The organism is Castellaniella caeni NBRC 101664 (genome assembly GCF_001592225.1).
GTDB lineage: Bacteria > Pseudomonadota > Gammaproteobacteria > Burkholderiales > Burkholderiaceae_B > Castellaniella > Castellaniella caeni.
This window is the reverse complement of the sequence record NZ_BCWN01000001.1, coordinates 40589-58814: the sequence shown is the minus strand read 5'-3', so window position 1 is coordinate 58814 and position 18226 is coordinate 40589. Positions and strand designations below refer to the sequence as shown.

Sequence of the window (18226 nt, the reverse complement as noted above, 5' to 3'; positions counted from 1 at the left end):
CGTCGCGGGCGATGAACTCAGGAAAGACGGTGGCAACAGGGCCAACCGGGTTCCTCGTGCCGACCGCACCAAACAGCCGAAAGGCGGGCTCCGAATCTTGGAATCCAGTGTGTGGTGAACAGCAAACCTCTTTTCGTCAGGAGAAAGACCATGCAACTCGCATCCCGTTTCGCTTCCCATTCCCCGGCACTGCGCAGCGCATACTTGCTGTCCGACGACCAAATGAGCAGGGTGGCCCCATCCATTTTCGCGGAGGCCCCGCACGAAAGCCGCTCGCAGCGCTACAGCTACATCCCCACCGCAACCGTGTTGCAGGAACTACGTGGCGAAGGCTTCGAGCCTTTCATGGTGTGCCAGACCCGTGTACGGGCCGACGACCGGCGCGAATACACCAAGCACATGATCCGGCTGCGCCTGGTGCTGCCCGACACCTCGTCGATCGCACTGGACAAGCTGCCCGGCATCGACCCGGCCGGCTATGCCGGCCTGGGGGATGGCGTGGACTGGCATTGGAGCCGCATCCTGGCGGGTGCGGCGCTGTCCACGCTGCTGGGGGCCAACGCCGAACTGGCCGTCTCCAATCAGAATCAGGCCAACGGCAACACCGTCATCGCTTTGCGTGACAGCGCCCAGGACACCATCAATCAGATCGGCCAGGAGATCACGCGCCGAAACCTGAGCATCCAGCCGACGCTGACCGTGCGACCCGGCTTCCAAGTCAACGTCATGGTGAACAAGGATCTGGTGCTGCGGCCGTACCAGCTGCTCTTCATCCAGCGAGGGCCGATGCCATGAGCGCACCACCGAAAAGATTGCGGCTAGGGCCGCTGCCCGATACGCAGACCGTCAAGCTGGCCTTTGCGTGTCCGGCGCGGCTCAAGGCCGACCTGGACCGCTACGCGGCGCTGCATGCCCAGACCTACGGCGAGACAGTCGATGCCGTGACGTTGATTCCGCTCGTGCTGGAGGCCTTTATGGCGGGGGGCCGGGGGTTCAGGAGCCGCAGTGGGGGTGCGAAGATTGCTGGATAGCGGTCGGAAGGCCGGGGATGAAGCGGCGGCGGCCCCGACAGGAGGATGGCGCTATCCAATTGCTTCCCAGATCATATGCGTTAATATACAAAAATTGTCAACTATCGCATATGACTTGGGAATGGCGACGATCGACCAGTACATCGATGAACATCTGGCTCGCGGACGCGCCTACTTCACGCGGGAGGAGGCGCAGGCTGCGCTCGGCTTGACGTTGCACCCGTTGAGCGTCGCCTTGCTGCGGCAGGTCAAGAAAGGGCGTCTGGCCAATCCCCGACGAGGCTTCTACCTGATCCTGCGCCCTGAGGACCGGACCTTCGGCGCCCCCGATCCGGTGCGCTGGATCGACCCGTTGATGCGGAGCCTGAAACTGGACTACCGCGTTGCCTTGCTGCGCGCGGCCGCCTTCCACGGTTCATCGCATCAGGCGGCTATGGTGTTCCAGGTCATCGTGCCCAGGCAAGTACGCGGGTTCGAGGTCGGTCGTCAGCGCGTGGAGTTCGTCTATCAAAGCCCCTCCGCATTCCATGAGGCCAATTGCCCCGACTGGTTGGGTTCGATCAAGAGCGAGGCCGGCTTTGCGAAAGTTGCGGGCCTGGAACTGACGCTGCTGGACTGCGCGCGTTACTTCCACAAGGCGGCGGGCATCAATGGCCTTGCGCAGATCGCTCGGGACTTGGGCGGGCAAGCGAGCGCAGACGTGCTCGCCTCGATCGCGGCCCACTACGAAAACTCCTCGGTGCGACGCCTGGGCTATCTGTTGGAGCGGGCAGGGCACTTGCAGCAGGCCGATGCGCTGCGGCCGTTCGCCGGGAAAGCCAAGGCGATGGTGCTGCTGGATCCGTCAGTCAAACCGCTGGTGGAAGGGCTGTCCGACCTGCATGAGAAAGCGCCCGATTGGCTGCTCGTTATCAATGAGCAAGTGGAGGTGGATTTTTGATTCCCCAAGCCTTCCTTCAAGCCTGGAGCGCCACGGCACCGTGGCCCGACTTCCGCCAGGTCGAACAGGATCTGATCATCAGCCGCGCGTTGTGCGACCTATTCAACGCACCGGCGTTGCGTGGCAAGATCGCGTTCCGCGGCGGCACGGCAATCAACAAGCTGCTGTTTCAACGACCGCTGCGCTACTCCGAAGACATTGACTTGGTACAGACACAACCGGAACCGATCGGCACGACCGTCGATGCGATCCGCGATGCGCTGACCTGGCTTGGAGGATTCAATCGGAATCAGGCTGGGCACTCAATGCACCTGGTGTTCCGGTTCGCCCCCGAGGCCGATCCGCAATCGGCGTTGAAGCTCAAGGTCGAGATCAACACCCGCGAGCATGAAAGCCTGTTCGGTATCCGCCAGTATCCCTTCTCGGTGGAGAACGACTGGTATCGGGGGCGGACGCAGATCGCATCTTTCGAGCCGGAAGAACTGTTCGGCACCAAGCTGCGCGCACTACTGCAGCGGCGCAAGAACCGTGACCTGTTCGACTTGGCCCAAGGGTTGGAGCAGTTGGACATGAACGTGGACAAGCTGGTGGCTTGCTTCGATCACTACCTTGCTCTCGAAGACACGGCGATCACGCGTGCGGAAGCCGAGCAGCGCATGTTGCAGAAACTCACGCGCAGCCTGACGGAAGACATCGCGCCTTTGCTGTCGGCTGGAGTGCGGTTCGACGACTCCGATGCGTTGCGCGCTTTCGAGCGCGTTTGGGTCAAACTGGTATCCCGGCTCAGGGGCGATCCGTGGAAATTGACCGACAAGGTGGTCGCCGAATTGCGTGGACGAAGCCATCCGAAGTTTCTACAAGGACTTGGGTGACGACGAGGAAGCGAGGCGGGGTAGGGTGACCGGATTCCACTCTGTTGCGGAGGCGGGCGAGCGTTGAAAGCTATACCCGAGATATTTGAATAATTTTCTTCGTCGTAGTCTGACTACGATTGGATCGGCAATCTCAAACTGTCGACAGCTTGCGGCAGGGCGGTCGCATGTTCGGTATGATGGACGTCTGATTGATGATAAGCCGATGCCGCGTAAACCCGCGCGATTTGGTGCCAGTTCATTATTTGTCACGGGCAGCAGGTCATGCGCCAGCCCCTTGATCCCCAACCGGCCCACCCGCTCCGGCAGTTTGTCGGCATCATCCGTGAACATCACAGCCTCATGCCGTTCAGGTGCAGATCACCAGCTGCGAAGCTGTGTCGGGGTAGGGCGCCATCATCGAAAGAAAGACAAGCTATCGATGAAGCTGCGTATAACCCTGACGGCCGGTGAGAAGCTAGTAAGCCCACCGATCGTCGGTTTTCGGCGTCAAGTCCATCTTGGTAGGTAGTAAATTTGTACGGTACAATAGCGTACAGATTGGAGGTAAATCATGACGACCGCCGCCGCCCGCCTGGATCTGCGTCTTGAGCCGCGTGACAAAGAACGGATCACTAAGGCCGCCGCCTTGCGCGGTCTACCTGTGTCGTCTTTCGTTCGCGATGCTGTCTTGCGCGAAGCCGATGCGGCTATTGCAGCCGATACGGTCGTCACTTTGTCCGCTGCGGAGTCACGTCGCTTCCTGGCGGCATTGGATGCTCCATTTCAGCCTAATGCGCGCCTGAAGGAAGCAATGGACGCTGCCGCCTCTGTGGCACAGCGTTGATTCATGGCGCTAAGCTTTGCTGTCCTGGATGGGCATCAACATGACCGCGCCGGGTTTTCCTGTGGCGTCGCAGCCCTGGATGACTACCTACGCCGCCGGGCGGGACAGCATCAGCGCGATGGTATCGCCACGACGCATGTCCTGGTGGACGATACCGCCCCTGCGCGCATTCTCGGCTATTGCTCCCTGTCAGCGGCGCAGCTCCACCTGCACGAGATGCTTGAGCCGGATGGCGGGCGACTACCGGCGTATCCCGTGCCCGCCATACGGGTAGGGCGCTTGGCCGTGTCTCAGGCGCGGCAGGGTAAGGGGTACGGCCAACTGCTACTGGGCCACGCGGTGAATCTTGCCGTGGCTGTGCGGCAAACCATGGGTGTGCGGGTGCTGATTGTGGATGCAAAGGATGCGAAGGTGGCCGCGTTTTACGAGAGTTTCAGCTTTCGGCGTACGGCCAGTGCTGTGCTGACGCTCTATTTGCCGGTATCGGGCTGATGCTGTCATTCAGGCACTTGTGTGTGCCGTCATCTAAAAAGGGAGAACGCTGATCATGACGGCGCTCAGCTTCAAAGGGAAAGAATTCGTCTACAACCACCACTTGGCCGTGCCGTTCCGGCCTCTGGTGCCGCACCCGGAGAAGGGAATAGGCTCGGCATCGTTGGATGGCAACCTGATTATCCAGGGCGACAACCTGCATGCGCTCAAAGCGCTGCTGCCGTATTACGCCGGGAAGGTAGATTGCATTTTTATTGATCCGCCTTACAACACTGGTAACGAAGACTGGTGCTACAACGATAATGTTAACGCCCCCATGATTAGGGAGTGGTTAGACAGCAATCCAATTGGTATTGAGGATGGGTTGCGGCATGACAAGTGGTGCGCCATGATGTGGCCGAGGTTGCGCTTATTGCGTGAGTTGTTGAGTGAGACTGGATCGTTTTGGATGACAATTGGCGAGGATGAAATCCATAGGGCTAAGGCGCTTATTGGTGAGATATTTGGTGAGGAAAATTTTATTGCTTGCTGCGTTTGGCAGAAACGATACTCAAGGGAAAACCGAGAAGCGATAGGGGATGTTCATGACTATATTTTAGTTTATGCAAATTACCCCTCAGATTTCAAAAATAGAAGAAATAAAGTTCCGATGAACGAGGAACAAGGGCGGGTTTATCGCAATCCTAATAATGACCCCATGGGACCTTGGAGACCGATTCCGATGACCGCTCAGGCTGGGCATGCTACTCCTGACCAATTTTATGAAATAAAGGCACCAAGTGGCACTGTGTTTACCCCATCTCCTGGGCGGTGTTGGGGAGTTTCTGAAAAGACATTTTTAGAATTAAAAAGGCAAGGTCGTATTTATTTTGGTAAGGATGGAAATTCTCAACCAAATGTGATCAGATATCTGAGTGAGGTAGAAGGTCTTGTTCCTTGGACATGGTGGCCAAGTGATGAAGTGGGCCATACGGATGAGGCAAAGAAGGAGATATATGCGATTCTTGGCGCGGAAATTGATTTTGATACTCCAAAGCCGACTAAGTTACTTGATAGAATCATACACATAGCAACGAAGTCAGACAGTATTATTCTAGACTCGTGCGCTGGTTCTGGTACTACTGCTCAGGCGGTGTTGAAGGCTAATAGAAGCGATGGCGGTAACCGCCGCTTCATCTTGGTCGAAATGGAAGACTACGCTGATCGCTTGACAGCCGAACGCGTTCGCCGCGTCATCAACGGTTATGGCTTCCATGGCACCCAAAAGACCGAACTCCTTCGTGAACGCCTGACGTTTTCGACTCTCAAATCATCCGAAAAGCTGTTGCACCAAATCGAAGGCATTGAAAACCTGCAAGGCCACGAATTTGACCGCATCAAAAAAGAAGTCAAAGACGGCGAACTCATCGTCACGGGCGAAAAATCGGTTGAAAGCAGGGCAGAAGGCCTGGGTGGCAGTTTCACCTACTGCACACTGGGCGAGCCGATTGAACTCGACAAAATCCTGACAGGCCAGGACTTGCCCGCCTATGGCAGCCTGGGAGCCGTGCTGTTCAATATGGCCACCAGCCAAGTCCTGGACTCGGCGGCAATCCGCGAGGCCGATTTCTACCTGGGAAGCACGGAAAGCCGGCACGTCTGGTTGATCTACAAGCCCGACCTGGAATGGCTGAAGTCGCCGGATGCGGCTCTGACGCTGTCGCGCGCGCAGATTTTTGCGGCGTCTGATCCAGAAAAACGTCATTTGGTGTTTGCCCCGGCGCGTTATGTCAGTCAGAAGATGCTGGCCGAACAGAACCTGCCGGTGGAATTTGTGCCGCTGCCGTTTGCGCTATATCGCATCGACCGGAGCTGAGTCCATGTTCCGTCAGCTGGATTATCAAGACCGGGTATTGAGCACGTTAGATGCTTATCTGGATGCTTTGAACGAGAAGAAGGGGACGGCAGACCACCTGGCTGCGTTGGCCCTGCGTGAGAATATCGCCATTCCTGTGCCCGACTTTGCCAAGGAAGCATGGCATGCACTGCAGGCTCAGGGCCGATTGCCTGCGTCCCGGGTAGCCATCCCATTTTCGCGCCGCACCGATGGCTGCGACAGACCCGTCCCAAACGTTGTGTTGAAGGTGCCCACCGGCGGGGGCAAGACCTGGCTGGCCGTGGCTGGGGTGTCCCGCATCCTGGGTCAGTATTTGCGCAGCAATGCAGGTTTTGTGTTGTGGATCGTCCCCAGCGAGGCCATCTATACCCAGACCCTGAAGCATTTGAAGGATCGACAGCATCCGTATCGGCAGGCCCTGGATCGCGCAGCGGCGGGCGCAGATCGGGTCATCATCATGGAAAAGGCCGACCGCTTGGATGCCCGAGATGTGCAAAGCCATCTGTGCGTGATGCTGCTGATGCTGCAATCCTCCAACCGGCAGAACAAAGAATCGCTGAAGATGTTTCAGGATCGGGGCGATGTGCATGGCTTCTTTCCGCCGGAAGGTGAGCAACAGGCCCATCAAGCCGCCATTGCCGCCACACCCAATCTGGATGCCTACCAGGGTATGTTTGCGATGGTGAAGGATTCGCTGGGCAATGCGTTGCGGCTGGTTCGTCCCATTGTGGTGCTGGATGAGGGCCACAAGGCGATTTCCGATCTGGCCTTTAAGACGCTGTATGGCTTTAACCCCAGCTTTGTGCTGGAGCTGTCGGCCACCCCGCAGGACGTGCAGCCGCGCGGGGGCAGGAACCCCCGTCCAGAGCGTTATGCCAACATCCTGGTGGAAGTGACGGGCCGCGAGCTGGATCGCGAGGGCATGATCAAGATGCCGCTCAACCTCGATCCCAGACAGGGTACGGACTGGCGGGCCACGCTGAATGCCGCGTTGGCTCGCCTGAATAGCGTGGCAAGGGACGCCGACCGGCTGCGAGCCGATACCGGGCGCTATATCCGCCCAATCATGCTGGTGCAAGTAGAGCGTACCGGGCGCGACCAGCGTGAAAGCCATCATATTCACGCTGACGATGTCAAGGAGTGGCTGATCACGGCGGGCTTCGACGAGGCCGAGGTGGCCATCAAAACGGCGGAACAAAATGATCTGGCCGCCCCCGAAAACCAGAATTTGCTCTCGCCCACGAATCGCGTGCGCATCATCATTACCAAGCAGGCGCTGCAGGAGGGCTGGGATTGTCCCTTTGCCTATGTGCTGTGCAGTCTGGCCGCAAGTTCCAACCAGAAGGCCATGACGCAGCTGGTAGGCCGTATTCTGCGCCAGCCTTACGCCTTGAAAACAGGCGTTGACACGCTGGACGAGTGTTATGTGATCACCCACCATGCCGCGACCAAGGACGTGGTAGAGGCCATCAAAACGGGCTTGGAGCGAGATGGTTTGGGCGACCTCGTGCTGCAGGTCCCACAGCCGGATACGCAAGGTGGCGGGCTGACGGCTCGACCTGTTCAGCGCCGTCCTGCATTTGCCAAGACCGAGATTTACTTGCCCAAGGTCCTGCGGGTGGTCGGCAAGGACATTCGGGAACTGGACTATGAAACCGACGTGTTGGCCGCAATCGACTGGCGGGGTTTCGACCCGACGGACATTGCGAATCGCATCCCCGACAACGCCCAGGCGGCTGAGAGCCAGTTGCAGCGTATTCAACTGGCCGACGATGGTGATGAACTGCTGACCAATAGCCCGGTGGCCAGTAATCAGGAATCTTTGGCGTTTGATCCAGCCTATGTAGTGCGGCTGGTGTCTGATTTGGTGCCCAATCCGTTTGTGGCCCGCGAGATCGTTGCCAAAGCGATTGCGCGTTTGCGTGAACGAGGTTTTGACAGCACCAAACTGGGCAAGCTGGCCAGTCTGATTGCAGAAGAACTGCGCAAAGGCCTGGATGCGGCGCGAACGATGCTGGCCGAAACGGTGTTCAAGAATGAGGTGGCGCAAGGCCGCATCCAGTTTCGGCTACGCCTGGATGGGCGCAATTGGAAGATGCCCGGCACCATGGCTACGATAGAGCCGGAGGATGCCCGTCAGCTGCTGGGCCAGGACGGCGGCGCGCTGCGACAAAGCTTGTTCGCGCCCGTGTACGAGGCAGAACTGAATCAGGACGAGCGTGACGTGGCGGTTTATCTGGATGCCGCCGAGACGCTATCCTGGTGGCACCGGAATGTGGCCCGGCAGCAGTACGGCCTGCAGGGATGGAAACGCGCCAAGGTCTATCCAGACTTCATCTTCGCTGTGCGGCAGGACGGCAGCGCCCAGCGCATCGTGGCGCTGGAAACCAAGGGAGACCAGCTGAGTGGAAATCTGGATACTGCCTACAAGCGTGATTTGCTGGATTTTCTGTCGAGCAACTTCCAGTGGGATCGTGTCTCGCCTGTGGGTGACTTGGAACTGGTGAGCCCAGATACCACAGTGGAAGGCACGCTGATTCTGATGAGCGAATGGCAGGCCAAGCTGCCTGCCTACCTGACAGGAGAGCTTGCATGACGATGACGCCCACCTGCTGGATCATTGCAGGCCCCAACGGCGCTGGAAAGACGACCTTTGCGCTGGATTACCTGCCCGCTGTGGCCCAGTGCCAGGCGTTCATCAATGCCGACCTGATTGCTGCCGGATTGTCCCCTTTGAACCCCGAGCGTGAACAATTGGCGGCGTCAAGGCTGTATCTGGCGGAAATTGCCCGGTGCGAACGTGCCCGCCAGGACTTCGCCTTTGAGACAACCTTGTCCGGGCGTGGTTATCTGCGACTGGTGGATCGTCTGATGCAAGACGGGTGGCGGGTAGAGTTGGTCTATTTGGCTCTGCTTCATGTACAGCTTTCACACGATCGTGTTGCTGAACGGGTTGAGCACGGAGGGCATAATATCCCCCCTGAGGCCATTGACCGCCGGTTTGCGCGCAGCTTGCGGAATTTGTTCACCCTGTACTCGGGAAGGGTGAGCCGGGCTCGCTGCTACTTGAACAGTGGTGACTCCCCAAGTGCTGTGTTTTTCCAGCACCAAAACGACATTGAGATCTCAGATATGGCCGTGTACCGGCATTTACGTAACGAGGCGGGTCTATGATTGGGTATCGTGAGGACGACCAAAAACTTCTGGAAAGCCTGCGCCGTTCCGTGGCCAAGGCACTGGATCGCAAGCGGCGCTTGGGTCAGTACGCCGTGGTGTGGAAGGACGGCAAGTCGGTCTACATCGGGCCGAATCCGCCTAAGGCGAAGGAACCGACCCGTAGCGACACCGAGCGGCACTGAACGGATGTTCTGGCAGCGTCCGGCACTGTCGGGCACGGCCAGGCGAGCGGCGAGGCGCTGTAGACGACCAGATTGACCACTTCATCGACGCGCGCCGCAGGATGGACGCCCGTCGCGCCTTTCGCCGAAGCCGGTACACTGGCGAGGCCGCACCCGCGGGATCCTCCTCGTCCAAAAACATGACCGCCGACCGCGCTTTCTTCCTGTCCCGCCAAGAACTGGCCCTCATCGCCATCACCATGGTCTGGGGCGGGACGTTTCTCGTCATCCACCTTGCCATGCGGCATGCCGGCCCGCTGTTTTTCGTCGGCGTGCGTTTCCTCGTGGCGGGCTCGCTGATGGCGCTGCTGTTTCGCCGCTGCCTGCGGGGGTTGACACGCCACGAGGCCGGGGCGGGGGCCGCCATCGGCGCGGCCATTTTCGCGGGTTACGCGCTGCAGACCTACGGCCTGCAGACGATCAGCAGCAGCCAGTCGGCATTCATCACCGCGCTGTACGTGCCGCTGGTGCCCCTGCTGCAGTGGGCCGTGCTGAGACGTCCGCCGCACCTCATGAGCTGGATCGGGATCGCCTGCGCGTTCACCGGCCTGATCCTGCTGGCGGGGCCACAAGCGGGGGGCGTCTCCCTGAGCGCCGGTGAGATCGCCACCATCGTCAGCACGCTGGCCATCGCCGTCGAAATCATCCTTATCAGCCACTTTGCCACGTCGGTGGACAGCCGCCGGGTCACCGTCGTGCAGCTACTGGTGGCGGGGGGGCTGTCGCTGTTGCTGATGCCCGTCGCGGGCGAGTCTGTCCCCGCCTTCTCCTGGGTGTGGCTGGGCGGTGCGCTGGGGCTGGGGGCCGCCAGCGCGGTGATTCAGCTGACGATGAACTGGGCGCAGAAGTCGGTGTCGCCCACGCGCGCCACGGTCATTTACGCGGGCGAGCCGGTCTGGGGCGGGGTGGTGGGGCGTCTGGCGGGCGACCGGCTGCCGGCGCTCGCCTTGCTGGGCGGCGCCTTGATCGTGGCGGGTGTGCTCGTCAGCGAGCTGCGGCCCGCGTGGCGTGCGCGTAAGCGCTCCCCGGCATCCAGTGCCTGAGGGGCGCGCACCGCGAGGCACAGGAGGCTCGCGGTGCGAGACCTAAAACGCCGGATGGATGCTCAGGGCGCACAGGGCCGACAACTGGCACAAAGGCCTGCCGGATTCCGCCTGCAAGGCATTGAACGCGTCCTGCACGGCCCGCAGGTCGCGCTGACTGCCAGGCTCGCGGGTGATGATGCCCGCCGCGATCAGGCGGGCCACCACGTCGCTGGTCAGCAAAAAGGTGTCCTTGCCTGCCAGGCGCAGAAAGCCCGCCGCCGAACGTCCGCCCAGGCGCGCGCCACGCTGGGCGAGCAGGCGCCACAGGCCGATGGTGTCGCTCACCGGCCAGCGGGCGATGAAGGTGCCAAAGCTGTCGCCCTGTTCCTGGCAAACGTCCAAGATGAACCGGGCGTTCAGGGGGAGGGTGCGCAGTTTGGCGCGGTCGCGGATGATGCGCGTGTCGTGCATGTAGTGTTCGATGTCGGTTTCGCTCAGCCGGGCCATGGCCTCTGGCGCGAAGCCCGCGAACACGGTTTCGAACGTCGGCCATTTGGCGTCCACCACGGTGTGCTGCATGCCGGCCTGAAAAACCCGCTGCGCCATGGCCGACAGATACCTGTCGTCGCCCTTGCGGGCCAGTTCGTCCGGCCCGAGCGCCTGGGGCAGCAAGGCCTCCAGGGCCGCGTCGGAATCAAAGCGTGCGCGCACCGTGTCGTATAGCCAGGCGTAACTCAGGTTCATGGTGTGTTTCCAGTGTCAGGCCAGGGCCTGGGCGATGGCTGCGTCGCAGTGAATCAGCGTGGTGTCGAAGACCGGCACGCTGACTTTGCCCTGGTCGAGCAGCATGCCTACCTCCGTGCAGCCCAGGATGAGGGAATCTGCGCCGCGCTCGACGAGGCGTTGCGCGATGGCGATGTACGCCGCTTCACTGGCCGGAGTGGTGATGTCGCAACACAGTTCATCGTAGATGATGCGGTGCGTCGTCGCCCGGTCGGCGGCGTCGGGGATGAGGGGCGCCAGTCCGGCGGCGCGCAGCCGATCCGTGTAAAAAGATTGTTCCATCGTGAAGGCGGTAGCCATCAGGCCGGGCGCGCGCAGGCCGCGCTGCGAGATGGCTGCGGCGGTGGCATCGGCGATGTGCAGCAGCGGAATGCCGACCCCCGCCATCATCGGCGCGGCGAGCTTGTGCATGGTGTTGGTCGCCAACACGAGAAAGTCGGCCCCGCCGCGCTCGAGCGCCCGGGCCTCGCGGTTCAGGATGTCGCCCGCCTGATCCCAGGCGCCCGCCACCTGCAGGGCCTCGATCCGGGCGAAGTCGAGTGAGCGGATGAGCAGTTCCGGTGAGTGCAGGCCGCCCAGGCGTTCCCTGGCCAGATGGCAGATCTGGCGGTAGTAGATCTGGGTTGATGCGGCGGACATGCCGCCCAGAATGCCGATGATCTTCATGCTGTGAATGCTTCCTGATCGAGTGGTGCTCGCCCGCTGCCGCGCCAGATGCCGCGGGGCGCCGTGGCGTCCTGTCAGCGGGTGCGGCTGGTGGCCCCTGGCGAAGGTCATTTTCCACGGGTCTTTCCGCAGAAAAAAGCGACCCTATTGGCCTGATGTTTCGTGCGCAGCAGGTTGGTCGATGGTGCGACAATAGCACCATGGATACAGTCACACAAAACGCAGGGGCTCCCATGCCGGTCTCTGCCGCGAGTAGTGCGCCAGCGGCGCGTGGCGATGGCGGCAAGCGGCAAACCTACTACGGCGTGCTGGCTGGCGTCAGCACGGCGCACCTGATGAACGACATGATGCAGTCTTTGATCGTGACGGTCTATCCGCTGCTGCAAGGGCAGTTTCACCTCAACTTCATCCAGATCGGCCTGATCACGCTTACCTTCCAGCTGACGGCATCCCTGCTGCAGCCGCTGGTGGGCATGGTGACTGACCGCTATCCGCTGCCGTACGCCACGCCAATCGGCATGTGTTTCACCCTGACCGGCGTGCTGCTCATGTCGGTGGCGCCCGACTACGCCGTGCTGCTGCTGTCGGTTGCCTTGATCGGCTGTGGCTCGTCCGTGTTTCACCCGCAATCGTCGCAGACGGCCCGCGCGGCGTCTGGCGGGCGCTATGGCCTGGCGCAATCGCTGTTTCAAATCGGCGGCAACCTGGGGCAGGCCCTGGGCCCTTTGCTGGCTGCCGCCGTCGTGCTGCGCTACGGCCTGGCGGGCCGCGCCAACCTGGCCTGGTTCGGCATTGCCGCCCTGATCGCTGTCATCATCCTGTTCATGGTCAGCCACTGGTATAGCGGGCACTTGTATCTGCGCAAGCCCAAGCCGATGCATGGCGAAGCCGTGCGCCGCTTTCCGCCGTGGGTCGTGCGCCACACGGTCGGCATTCTGTTTGTCCTGATGTTTTCAAAATTCTTTTACCTGGCCAGCATCTCCAGCTATTACGAATTTTTCCTCATGCACCGCTTCGGCCTGACGGCGCACGCGGCGGCCAATCTGCTGGGGGTGTTCCTCATCGCGGTTGCCGTGGGCACCCTGCTGGGCGGGCCACTGGGAGATCGCATCGGCCGCAAGCGCGTCATCTGGTTTTCGATCCTGGGCTGCGCGCCCTTTACCCTGGCCTTGCCCTACGTCGGTCTGGGTACGACGGTCGTGCTCAGCGCCATCATCGGGCTGGTGCTGGCGTCGGCCTTTCCCGCCATCATCGTCTATGCGCAAGACATGATGACGCACCGTATCGGCATGGTCTCGGGGCTGTTCTATGGCTTCAGCTTCGGTCTGGGTGGCCTGGGCGCCGCCGTACTGGGCCTGATTGCTGATCGCTTCGGCATCGTGTTCGTCTATCAGCTGTGCGCGTTTTTGCCGCTGCTGGGTCTGCTGGCCGTGCTGCTGCCTGACGTGCGGCCGCCCGAACAACGTGCGCGGCCATCCGGGCAACGTGAAAAAGCTGCCGCTGGCTGAAGTATAATACCCCTTGCCGCGCCGCTGGTGACGCGGCGGATGCAAGGATCGTCCCCGACATGGTTGCCACCGCAAAACCTGGTTTCCGCGAGCTGTACACGCCGAAGATCGTCACTGTCCTGAAGCAGGGCTACGGCCTGACGGGGCTCAAGGCCGATGCCCTGTCGGGGCTGACGGTCGCCATCGTGGCCTTGCCGCTGTCCATGGCGATCGCCATCGCATCCGGGGTCACGCCCGACCGGGGGCTCTACGCCTCGATCATCGGCGGCTTCATCGTCTCCGCCCTGGGCGGCACGCGCTTCCAGATCGGCGGGCCGGCGGGCGCCTTCATCGTGCTGGTGGCCGCCACGGTGGCGCAGCATGGCGTGCAAGGTGTCTTGCTGGCCACCTTGCTCTCGGGCTTGATGCTGTCCGCCATCGGTCTGCTGCGGCTGGGCACCTTCATCAAGTACATTCCCTATCCCGTCACCGTGGGGTTCACGGCGGGCATCGCGGTCATCATCTTTGCCAGCCAGATCAAGGATCTTTTCGGCCTGCAGCTCGCGCACGAGCCCGGGCCGCTGCTACCCAAGCTGCAGGCCATGGCGGGTGCGCTGCCCACGGCCAGCCCCGTGGCCATGCTCGTGGCGGGCGTCACGCTGGCCATCATCGTGGCGCTGCGCAAGTACCGCCCGCACTGGCCCGCCTTCCTGATCGCGGTGGCGGTGGCTGCCGTCGGCGCGGCCTGGTTCAAGCTGCCCGTGGCCACCATCGGCACCCAGTTCGGCGGCATTCCCCAGGCGCTGCCCTGGCCGCAGCTGCCCGAGATCAGCTACGCCAAGGTGATGGCCGTGCTGCCCAGCGCCTTGTCCTTCACCTTGCTGGGCTGCATCGAAAGCCTGCTGTCAGCCGTGGTGGCCGATTCCATGACCGGGCGGCGGCACCGCTCCAACTGCGAACTGGTCGCCCAGGGGCTGGCTAACATCGCGTCGCCGCTGTTTGGCGGCATCTGCGTCACCGGCAACATCGCGCGTACGGCCACCAACGTGCGCTCGGGCGCCCGCGGCCCCATCTCCGGCATGCTGCATTCGGTGTTTCTGCTGCTCTTCGTGCTGGTGGCTGCGCCCGCCGCGTCCTATATCCCGCTGGCGGCGCTGGCCGGGGTGTTGACGATCGTGGCCTGGAACATGGTCGAAAAGCACGCTTTCGCGCTGCTGCTGCGCGCCTCCTGGGGCGACGCGGTAGTGCTGCTGGTCACCTTCCTGCTGGTCGTCTTCCGCGACCTCAGCGAAGGCATTCTCATCGGCTTTGCCTTGAGCGCGCTGCTGTTTTTGCACCGCATGGCGCAGGCGGTAGAAGTCGACCATATCGGCCCGCGAGTCGAAGAAGACGCGCCGGACGCCACCGCGGACAGCATGCCCGACGGGGCGGCGCTGGCCGATGCCAGCGACCCGGACATGGCCGTCATCCGGGTGACCGGGGCGTTTTTCTTCGGGGCCACGTCGGCCGTCGAAGCCGCGCTCGACCGCATCGGAGACCAACCGGGTGCGTACGTCATTGACTTGTCCGCCGTCTCGCTGCTGGATTCGACCGGCGCAGCAACCATCCAGGGTTTTGCCGACAAGGCGGGCCGTCGTGGCGCGCGGGTCTATCTGGCGGCCGCGACCCGGGCCGTCCGGCGCACCTTGCTGGCGCACGGCATCCGGCAGACCGGTGCGCGGTTCCGCCGCAGCGTGCCCGAGGCCCGGGCGACGGTGCGTCGCCAGCGGGCGTAAACCCGCCTTTGGCAATCGCCGGGCAGGCCCTCTATACTTGCCGCATGCCTATCGCACAGAACCTGCACCTCGGTCACGAGGACGACGACTATCCCGACGCCTTTTACGTGCGTCGCGGCGAACATCAATTCATGTCCACCCTGCATTCCCAGGGCGCCTGGCAGCCCGGAGAACAACACCTGGCACCCGCTGCGGGGCTGGTGCTGGCCGAGATCGAACGGCGCCTGCCCAGCGACAAACTGATCTCCCGGGTGTCCTTCGACGTGCTGGGGGTCATTCATTCGGGCCCCTTTTCCATCGAGGTCGAGGTGGTGCGCCCGGGCCGCTCGATCGAACTCGTCGAGGCGCGCATGCGCCACGGTGAACAGACCAGCATCCACGCACGCGTCTGGCGCCTGCAGGCAAGCGACACCAGCCCCGTGCAGGGCAACGAATGGCCCGTCCTGCCACCGCCCGACGCAGTGCCGCCGCTGACGTTTTCCTCTGTCTGGAACGGGGGGTTCATTGCCAGTCTCGAAGGGCGCCGCAGCGCCGAGGCGCAGCCAGGGCGCGGCCACAGCTGGCTACGCACGCACTGCCCGCTGGTGGCGGGCGAGGCCGACCCGCCCGTGGCCAGCTTCGTCAAGCTGGTCGATACCGCCAACGGCCTGGTGGTGCGCGAGCACCCCGAGCGTGTGTTCTTCGCCAACGTCGATCTCACCATCCACCTCACGCGCCAACCTCAGGCCGGCTGGGTGGGTTTCGACACCCGCGTCAGCTTCGGGCCGACGGGGTTGGGCGAGACGTTTTCCGTGCTGAGCGACATCCACGGGCCGGTGGGCACGGCCGCGCAAAGCCTGACAGTGCGCTTGCGCCAGGGGGCGTGACATGCCGGTTGCGCTCAATATCAAGCTCAGGCCGCTGGAACGCGAAGATCTGCGCTTCGTGCATCAGCTGGACAACAATGCCAGCGTGATGCGCTATTGGTTTGAAGAACCCTACGCCACCTTCACCGAACTGCAGTCGCTCTACGATCAGCACGTGCACGACCAAAGCGAGCGGCGCTTCATCGTGCAGTGCGAAGGCGAAAACGCCGGCCTGGTCGAACTGGTCGAAATCGACCACGTGCACCGCCGCACCGAATTCCAGATCATCATCGCCCCCGAGTTCCAGGGCAAGGGCCTGGCGGCCCGAGCCACCCGCATGGCGCTGGAATACGGTTTCAAGGTGCTCAACCTGTACAAAATCTATCTTATTGTCGATAAAGAGAACCACAAGGCCATCCACATCTACAACAAGCTGGGCTTCGAGGCCGAGGGCGAGCTGAAAGACGAATTCTTCGTCAACGGCGAATATCGCAGCGTGATGCGCATGCGCCTGTTTCAACAAGACTACCTCAAGCAGCACCGGCCCAAATCGCCCAAGCAGACGGAAAACGCGGCTTATTGACCCTGGGCCACGGCCGGTTTCACTGGCGCATATCCGCCCCGGCCACTGGGCAGCACAAAATAGCGGGTGATCAGCAGATAGACCAGACCAGCTACCAACGCCGAAGGAAAGCTTGCCGAGACGTATTGGTAGGGGAAGTGCGACGCGTAGGTGAGCGGGTCGAGCAGGTACAGGTATGCGACGAACCCGGCGGCAATCCCCAGAAACCCGGCGGGGTTGATGCCGCCCCAGAAGTGGTATCGGGTGCCGGGCCCGGTGATGAACATCGCCTTGACATCCACGCCGCCGCGATGACGGCGCAGGCAGTAGTAATCGGCGATCTGGATGCCGCACATGGGCGCGAACGACACGCCGACGAAGGCGAGGAAGGTGCCGAAGTTGTCGAAGAACAGCCCGGGCATGGTGACCACGATCACGAAGACTGGCGCAAGCGCCAGAAAGGTCGTCAAGCGCCAGCCGCAACGCGCCTGCACGACCGGAATGCGCTTGAGCCCGATGGCGCTGACGTAGGCGCCCACCATCACGGTGCCGACGTTGGCCAGCACGATGAACAAGAGCGCCGTGATGCCGCCCCAGTAGCCGCCCAGATTGACGAGGAAGACGGTGGGGTCGCCACCCGATTGCGGAAAAGCCAGGCCCGAGAAAAAGCCCACGATCGAGATGACGGACAACGGCAGCCCGAGCCCGCCCACGGTGGGCCACAGCGCCTTGCGCGCGCTGGGCACCAGGCGTACAAGCCCGCCCACATACGGCCACCAGCCGATGCTGGCGACGACCAGCACCTCGAAGCCCGTGGCGTAGTTCCAGGCGCGGTCGGGCGAGGGCTCGGAGGGCTGCGCCCGCAGCAGATGCGCCCAGCCCACGTGCTTCACGAGCAGGTAAAGAATGTACAGGCCCAGCACGACGACCGTGATGGAGATGATGGGGCCGGCGCTTTGCAGGGCGCTGGGGCCGCGCCAGAGCAGCAGCCAGACCGCGAGGGCGCCGATGAGCGAGAAGCCGATGATGAGGGCTTCCCGGGCGCTGGCATCCGCCCAGCCCAGGGAGATCACGATTTCCGCGACCGCGCGGCCCAGGAAGATCAGCAGCAGGCAGTTCCAGCCCGCCATGGTGACGAACATCAGGAACACGGAATACCAGGCGCCGCGCGTGCCCAGCTGAGGGATGGTGCTGGTGGCCGAGTCGACACCATGGCGCCCGGTGACCGGCAGCAGGGCCAGGGCGATCAGCAGCATGCCGGCCAGGCCGCCGGCCAGAATCACCAGGATGCCGGGGCCGGCGGACAGATAAAACGAGACGAAGCCGCCGATGATGTAGACCCAGGTGGCCACGCCCGTGGCGGCGGCATTGCCAAAGAGGGCCAGGACGCCCCAGTTGCGTTCGTGGGGCAGGGCGGGCCAGGCATCCTGTCCGGCGCCTTGGGTCGTGGCGGGGGTTGCCGCCCCGATCATAGATACCACCCCGCGACCATCATCAGGGCAGGGGCGAGAACCGTCACGGCCAGCAGCCAGGCATAGTCCTGCCGCGTCAGGTCTTCGCCCATGTTCTGGCGTTGGCTGGCAAGCTTCAGGCGTTGCATCAATTGGGCGTCGATGGTGTGTTCTGCTTGTTGCATGGATTCTCCTTT

The 18226-nt window shown here is 62.2% G+C and carries 18 protein-coding genes and 2 pseudogenes; 16 read left to right on the top strand and 4 right to left on the bottom strand.

What is annotated here, in order from left to right; translation table 11 throughout:
- Positions 1 to 150: 150 nt before the first annotated feature.
- From CCA01S_RS15800 to CCA01S_RS00240, 12 genes and pseudogenes are all read left to right on the top strand, one after another.
- Positions 151 to 414: pseudogene (locus CCA01S_RS15800) on the top strand (DUF932 domain-containing protein); the annotation flags it as partial.
- A pseudogene (locus CCA01S_RS00290) lies at positions 412 to 795 on the top strand (TraB/TrbI/VirB10 family type IV secretion system protein); the annotation flags it as partial. The pseudogenes CCA01S_RS15800 and CCA01S_RS00290, both read left to right, overlap by 3 nt.
- Positions 792 to 1031 (top strand): DUF2274 domain-containing protein, encoded by a 240-nt coding sequence (locus tag CCA01S_RS00285; RefSeq protein WP_066452617.1) that lies wholly within the window; start codon positions 792 to 794, stop codon positions 1029 to 1031. The pseudogene CCA01S_RS00290 and the gene CCA01S_RS00285, both read left to right, overlap by 4 nt.
- A 121-nt stretch (positions 1032 to 1152) precedes the next feature.
- On the top strand, positions 1153 to 1971 hold the full coding sequence (locus CCA01S_RS00280) for a type IV toxin-antitoxin system AbiEi family antitoxin domain-containing protein (protein WP_066452615.1): 819 nt from the start codon (positions 1153 to 1155) through the stop codon (positions 1969 to 1971).
- Positions 1968 to 2843 carry a nucleotidyl transferase AbiEii/AbiGii toxin family protein gene (locus CCA01S_RS00275; protein WP_066452613.1) on the top strand — a complete coding sequence of 292 codons (876 nt, stop codon included), beginning with the start codon at positions 1968 to 1970 and terminating at the stop codon, positions 2841 to 2843. Before CCA01S_RS00280 ends, CCA01S_RS00275 begins: the two co-directional genes overlap by 4 nt.
- A gap of 553 nt (positions 2844 to 3396) precedes the next feature.
- Complete coding sequence (locus tag CCA01S_RS00270; protein WP_066452612.1) at positions 3397 to 3669, top strand: type II toxin-antitoxin system TacA family antitoxin; 273 nt, start codon at positions 3397 to 3399, stop codon at positions 3667 to 3669.
- A 3-nt stretch (positions 3670 to 3672) separates the two neighbouring features.
- Entirely contained in the window at positions 3673 to 4161 is a 489-nt protein-coding gene (locus CCA01S_RS00265; protein ID WP_066452609.1) for a GNAT family N-acetyltransferase, read from the top strand.
- A 55-nt stretch (positions 4162 to 4216) separates the two neighbouring features.
- Positions 4217 to 6016 (top strand): site-specific DNA-methyltransferase, encoded by a 1800-nt coding sequence (locus CCA01S_RS00260; protein ID WP_066452608.1) that lies wholly within the window; start codon positions 4217 to 4219, stop codon positions 6014 to 6016.
- A gap of 4 nt (positions 6017 to 6020) precedes the next feature.
- Entirely contained in the window at positions 6021 to 8633 is a 2613-nt protein-coding gene (locus CCA01S_RS00255; RefSeq protein WP_066452606.1) for a DEAD/DEAH box helicase, read from the top strand.
- On the top strand, positions 8630 to 9211 hold the full coding sequence (locus CCA01S_RS00250) for an ATPase (RefSeq protein ID WP_232304921.1): 582 nt from the start codon (positions 8630 to 8632) through the stop codon (positions 9209 to 9211). Before CCA01S_RS00255 ends, CCA01S_RS00250 begins: the two co-directional genes overlap by 4 nt.
- Entirely contained in the window at positions 9208 to 9396 is a 189-nt protein-coding gene (locus CCA01S_RS00245; RefSeq protein WP_066452604.1) for a hypothetical protein, read from the top strand. Before CCA01S_RS00250 ends, CCA01S_RS00245 begins: the two co-directional genes overlap by 4 nt.
- A gap of 179 nt (positions 9397 to 9575) precedes the next feature.
- The gene (locus CCA01S_RS00240; protein ID WP_066452603.1) at positions 9576 to 10478 is read left to right on the top strand and encodes a DMT family transporter; all 903 of its coding nucleotides are present in this window, start codon (positions 9576 to 9578) and stop codon (positions 10476 to 10478) included.
- A gap of 42 nt (positions 10479 to 10520) precedes the next feature.
- On the opposite strand, the gene CCA01S_RS00235 is transcribed toward CCA01S_RS00240, so the two are convergent.
- Positions 10521 to 11204, bottom strand: a complete 684-nt coding sequence (locus tag CCA01S_RS00235) for a DNA-3-methyladenine glycosylase I (protein ID WP_066452601.1) — start codon at positions 11202 to 11204, stop codon at positions 10521 to 10523.
- Between the two features lie 15 nt (positions 11205 to 11219).
- Complete coding sequence (locus CCA01S_RS00230) at positions 11220 to 11909, bottom strand: aspartate/glutamate racemase family protein (RefSeq protein WP_066452599.1); 690 nt, start codon at positions 11907 to 11909, stop codon at positions 11220 to 11222.
- Positions 11910 to 12142: 233 nt separating this feature from the next.
- Between CCA01S_RS00230 and CCA01S_RS00225 the strand changes: the two genes are divergently transcribed.
- From CCA01S_RS00225 to speG, 4 genes are read left to right on the top strand one after another with little or no spacing between them, the layout of a single operon-like run.
- Positions 12143 to 13417: an MFS transporter gene (locus CCA01S_RS00225; protein ID WP_066452597.1), complete on the top strand. Its 1275-nt coding sequence runs from the start codon at positions 12143 to 12145 to the stop codon at positions 13415 to 13417.
- Positions 13418 to 13476: 59 nt separating this feature from the next.
- The gene (locus tag CCA01S_RS00220) at positions 13477 to 15171 is read left to right on the top strand and encodes a SulP family inorganic anion transporter (protein WP_066452595.1); all 1695 of its coding nucleotides are present in this window, start codon (positions 13477 to 13479) and stop codon (positions 15169 to 15171) included.
- A 44-nt stretch (positions 15172 to 15215) separates the two neighbouring features.
- On the top strand, positions 15216 to 16037 hold the full coding sequence (locus tag CCA01S_RS00215) for a thioesterase family protein (RefSeq protein WP_066452589.1): 822 nt from the start codon (positions 15216 to 15218) through the stop codon (positions 16035 to 16037).
- A gap of 1 nt (position 16038) precedes the next feature.
- Positions 16039 to 16599, top strand: a complete 561-nt coding sequence (speG, locus tag CCA01S_RS00210; protein WP_066452588.1) for a spermidine N1-acetyltransferase — start codon at positions 16039 to 16041, stop codon at positions 16597 to 16599.
- Here the strand turns inward: speG and CCA01S_RS00205 are convergent.
- Entirely contained in the window at positions 16593 to 18050 is a 1458-nt protein-coding gene (locus CCA01S_RS00205) for a cytosine permease (protein WP_066452587.1), read from the bottom strand. The genes speG and CCA01S_RS00205 overlap by 7 nt on opposite strands.
- Complete coding sequence (locus tag CCA01S_RS15795) at positions 18047 to 18214, bottom strand: hypothetical protein (protein WP_180984201.1); 168 nt, start codon at positions 18212 to 18214, stop codon at positions 18047 to 18049. Before CCA01S_RS15795 ends, CCA01S_RS00205 begins: the two co-directional genes overlap by 4 nt.
- Positions 18215 to 18226: the final 12 nt, after the last annotated feature.

Bases quoted from the DNA above. Each gene is read 5' to 3' on its own strand.
- CCA01S_RS00285 (WP_066452617.1), top strand. From the start codon at position 792: ATGAGCGCACCACCGAAAAGATTGCGGCTAGGGCCGCTGCCCGATACG.
- CCA01S_RS00280 (WP_066452615.1), top strand. From the start codon at position 1,153: ATGGCGACGATCGACCAGTACATCGATGAACATCTGGCTCGCGGACGC.
- CCA01S_RS00270 (WP_066452612.1), top strand. From the start codon at position 3,397: ATGACGACCGCCGCCGCCCGCCTGGATCTGCGTCTTGAGCCGCGTGAC.
- CCA01S_RS00265 (WP_066452609.1), top strand. From the start codon at position 3,673: ATGGCGCTAAGCTTTGCTGTCCTGGATGGGCATCAACATGACCGCGCC.
- CCA01S_RS00260 (WP_066452608.1), top strand. From the start codon at position 4,217: ATGACGGCGCTCAGCTTCAAAGGGAAAGAATTCGTCTACAACCACCAC.
- CCA01S_RS00255 (WP_066452606.1), top strand. From the start codon at position 6,021: ATGTTCCGTCAGCTGGATTATCAAGACCGGGTATTGAGCACGTTAGAT.
- CCA01S_RS00250 (WP_232304921.1), top strand. From the start codon at position 8,630: ATGACGATGACGCCCACCTGCTGGATCATTGCAGGCCCCAACGGCGCT.
- CCA01S_RS00245 (WP_066452604.1), top strand. From the start codon at position 9,208: ATGATTGGGTATCGTGAGGACGACCAAAAACTTCTGGAAAGCCTGCGC.
- CCA01S_RS00240 (WP_066452603.1), top strand. From the start codon at position 9,576: ATGACCGCCGACCGCGCTTTCTTCCTGTCCCGCCAAGAACTGGCCCTC.
- CCA01S_RS00235 (WP_066452601.1), bottom strand. From the start codon at position 11,204: ATGAACCTGAGTTACGCCTGGCTATACGACACGGTGCGCGCACGCTTT.
- CCA01S_RS00230 (WP_066452599.1), bottom strand. From the start codon at position 11,909: ATGAAGATCATCGGCATTCTGGGCGGCATGTCCGCCGCATCAACCCAG.
- CCA01S_RS00225 (WP_066452597.1), top strand. From the start codon at position 12,143: ATGCCGGTCTCTGCCGCGAGTAGTGCGCCAGCGGCGCGTGGCGATGGC.
- CCA01S_RS00220 (WP_066452595.1), top strand. From the start codon at position 13,477: ATGGTTGCCACCGCAAAACCTGGTTTCCGCGAGCTGTACACGCCGAAG.
- CCA01S_RS00215 (WP_066452589.1), top strand. From the start codon at position 15,216: ATGCCTATCGCACAGAACCTGCACCTCGGTCACGAGGACGACGACTAT.
- speG (WP_066452588.1), top strand. From the start codon at position 16,039: ATGCCGGTTGCGCTCAATATCAAGCTCAGGCCGCTGGAACGCGAAGAT.
- CCA01S_RS00205 (WP_066452587.1), bottom strand. From the start codon at position 18,050: ATGATCGGGGCGGCAACCCCCGCCACGACCCAAGGCGCCGGACAGGAT.
- CCA01S_RS15795 (WP_180984201.1), bottom strand. From the start codon at position 18,214: ATGCAACAAGCAGAACACACCATCGACGCCCAATTGATGCAACGCCTG.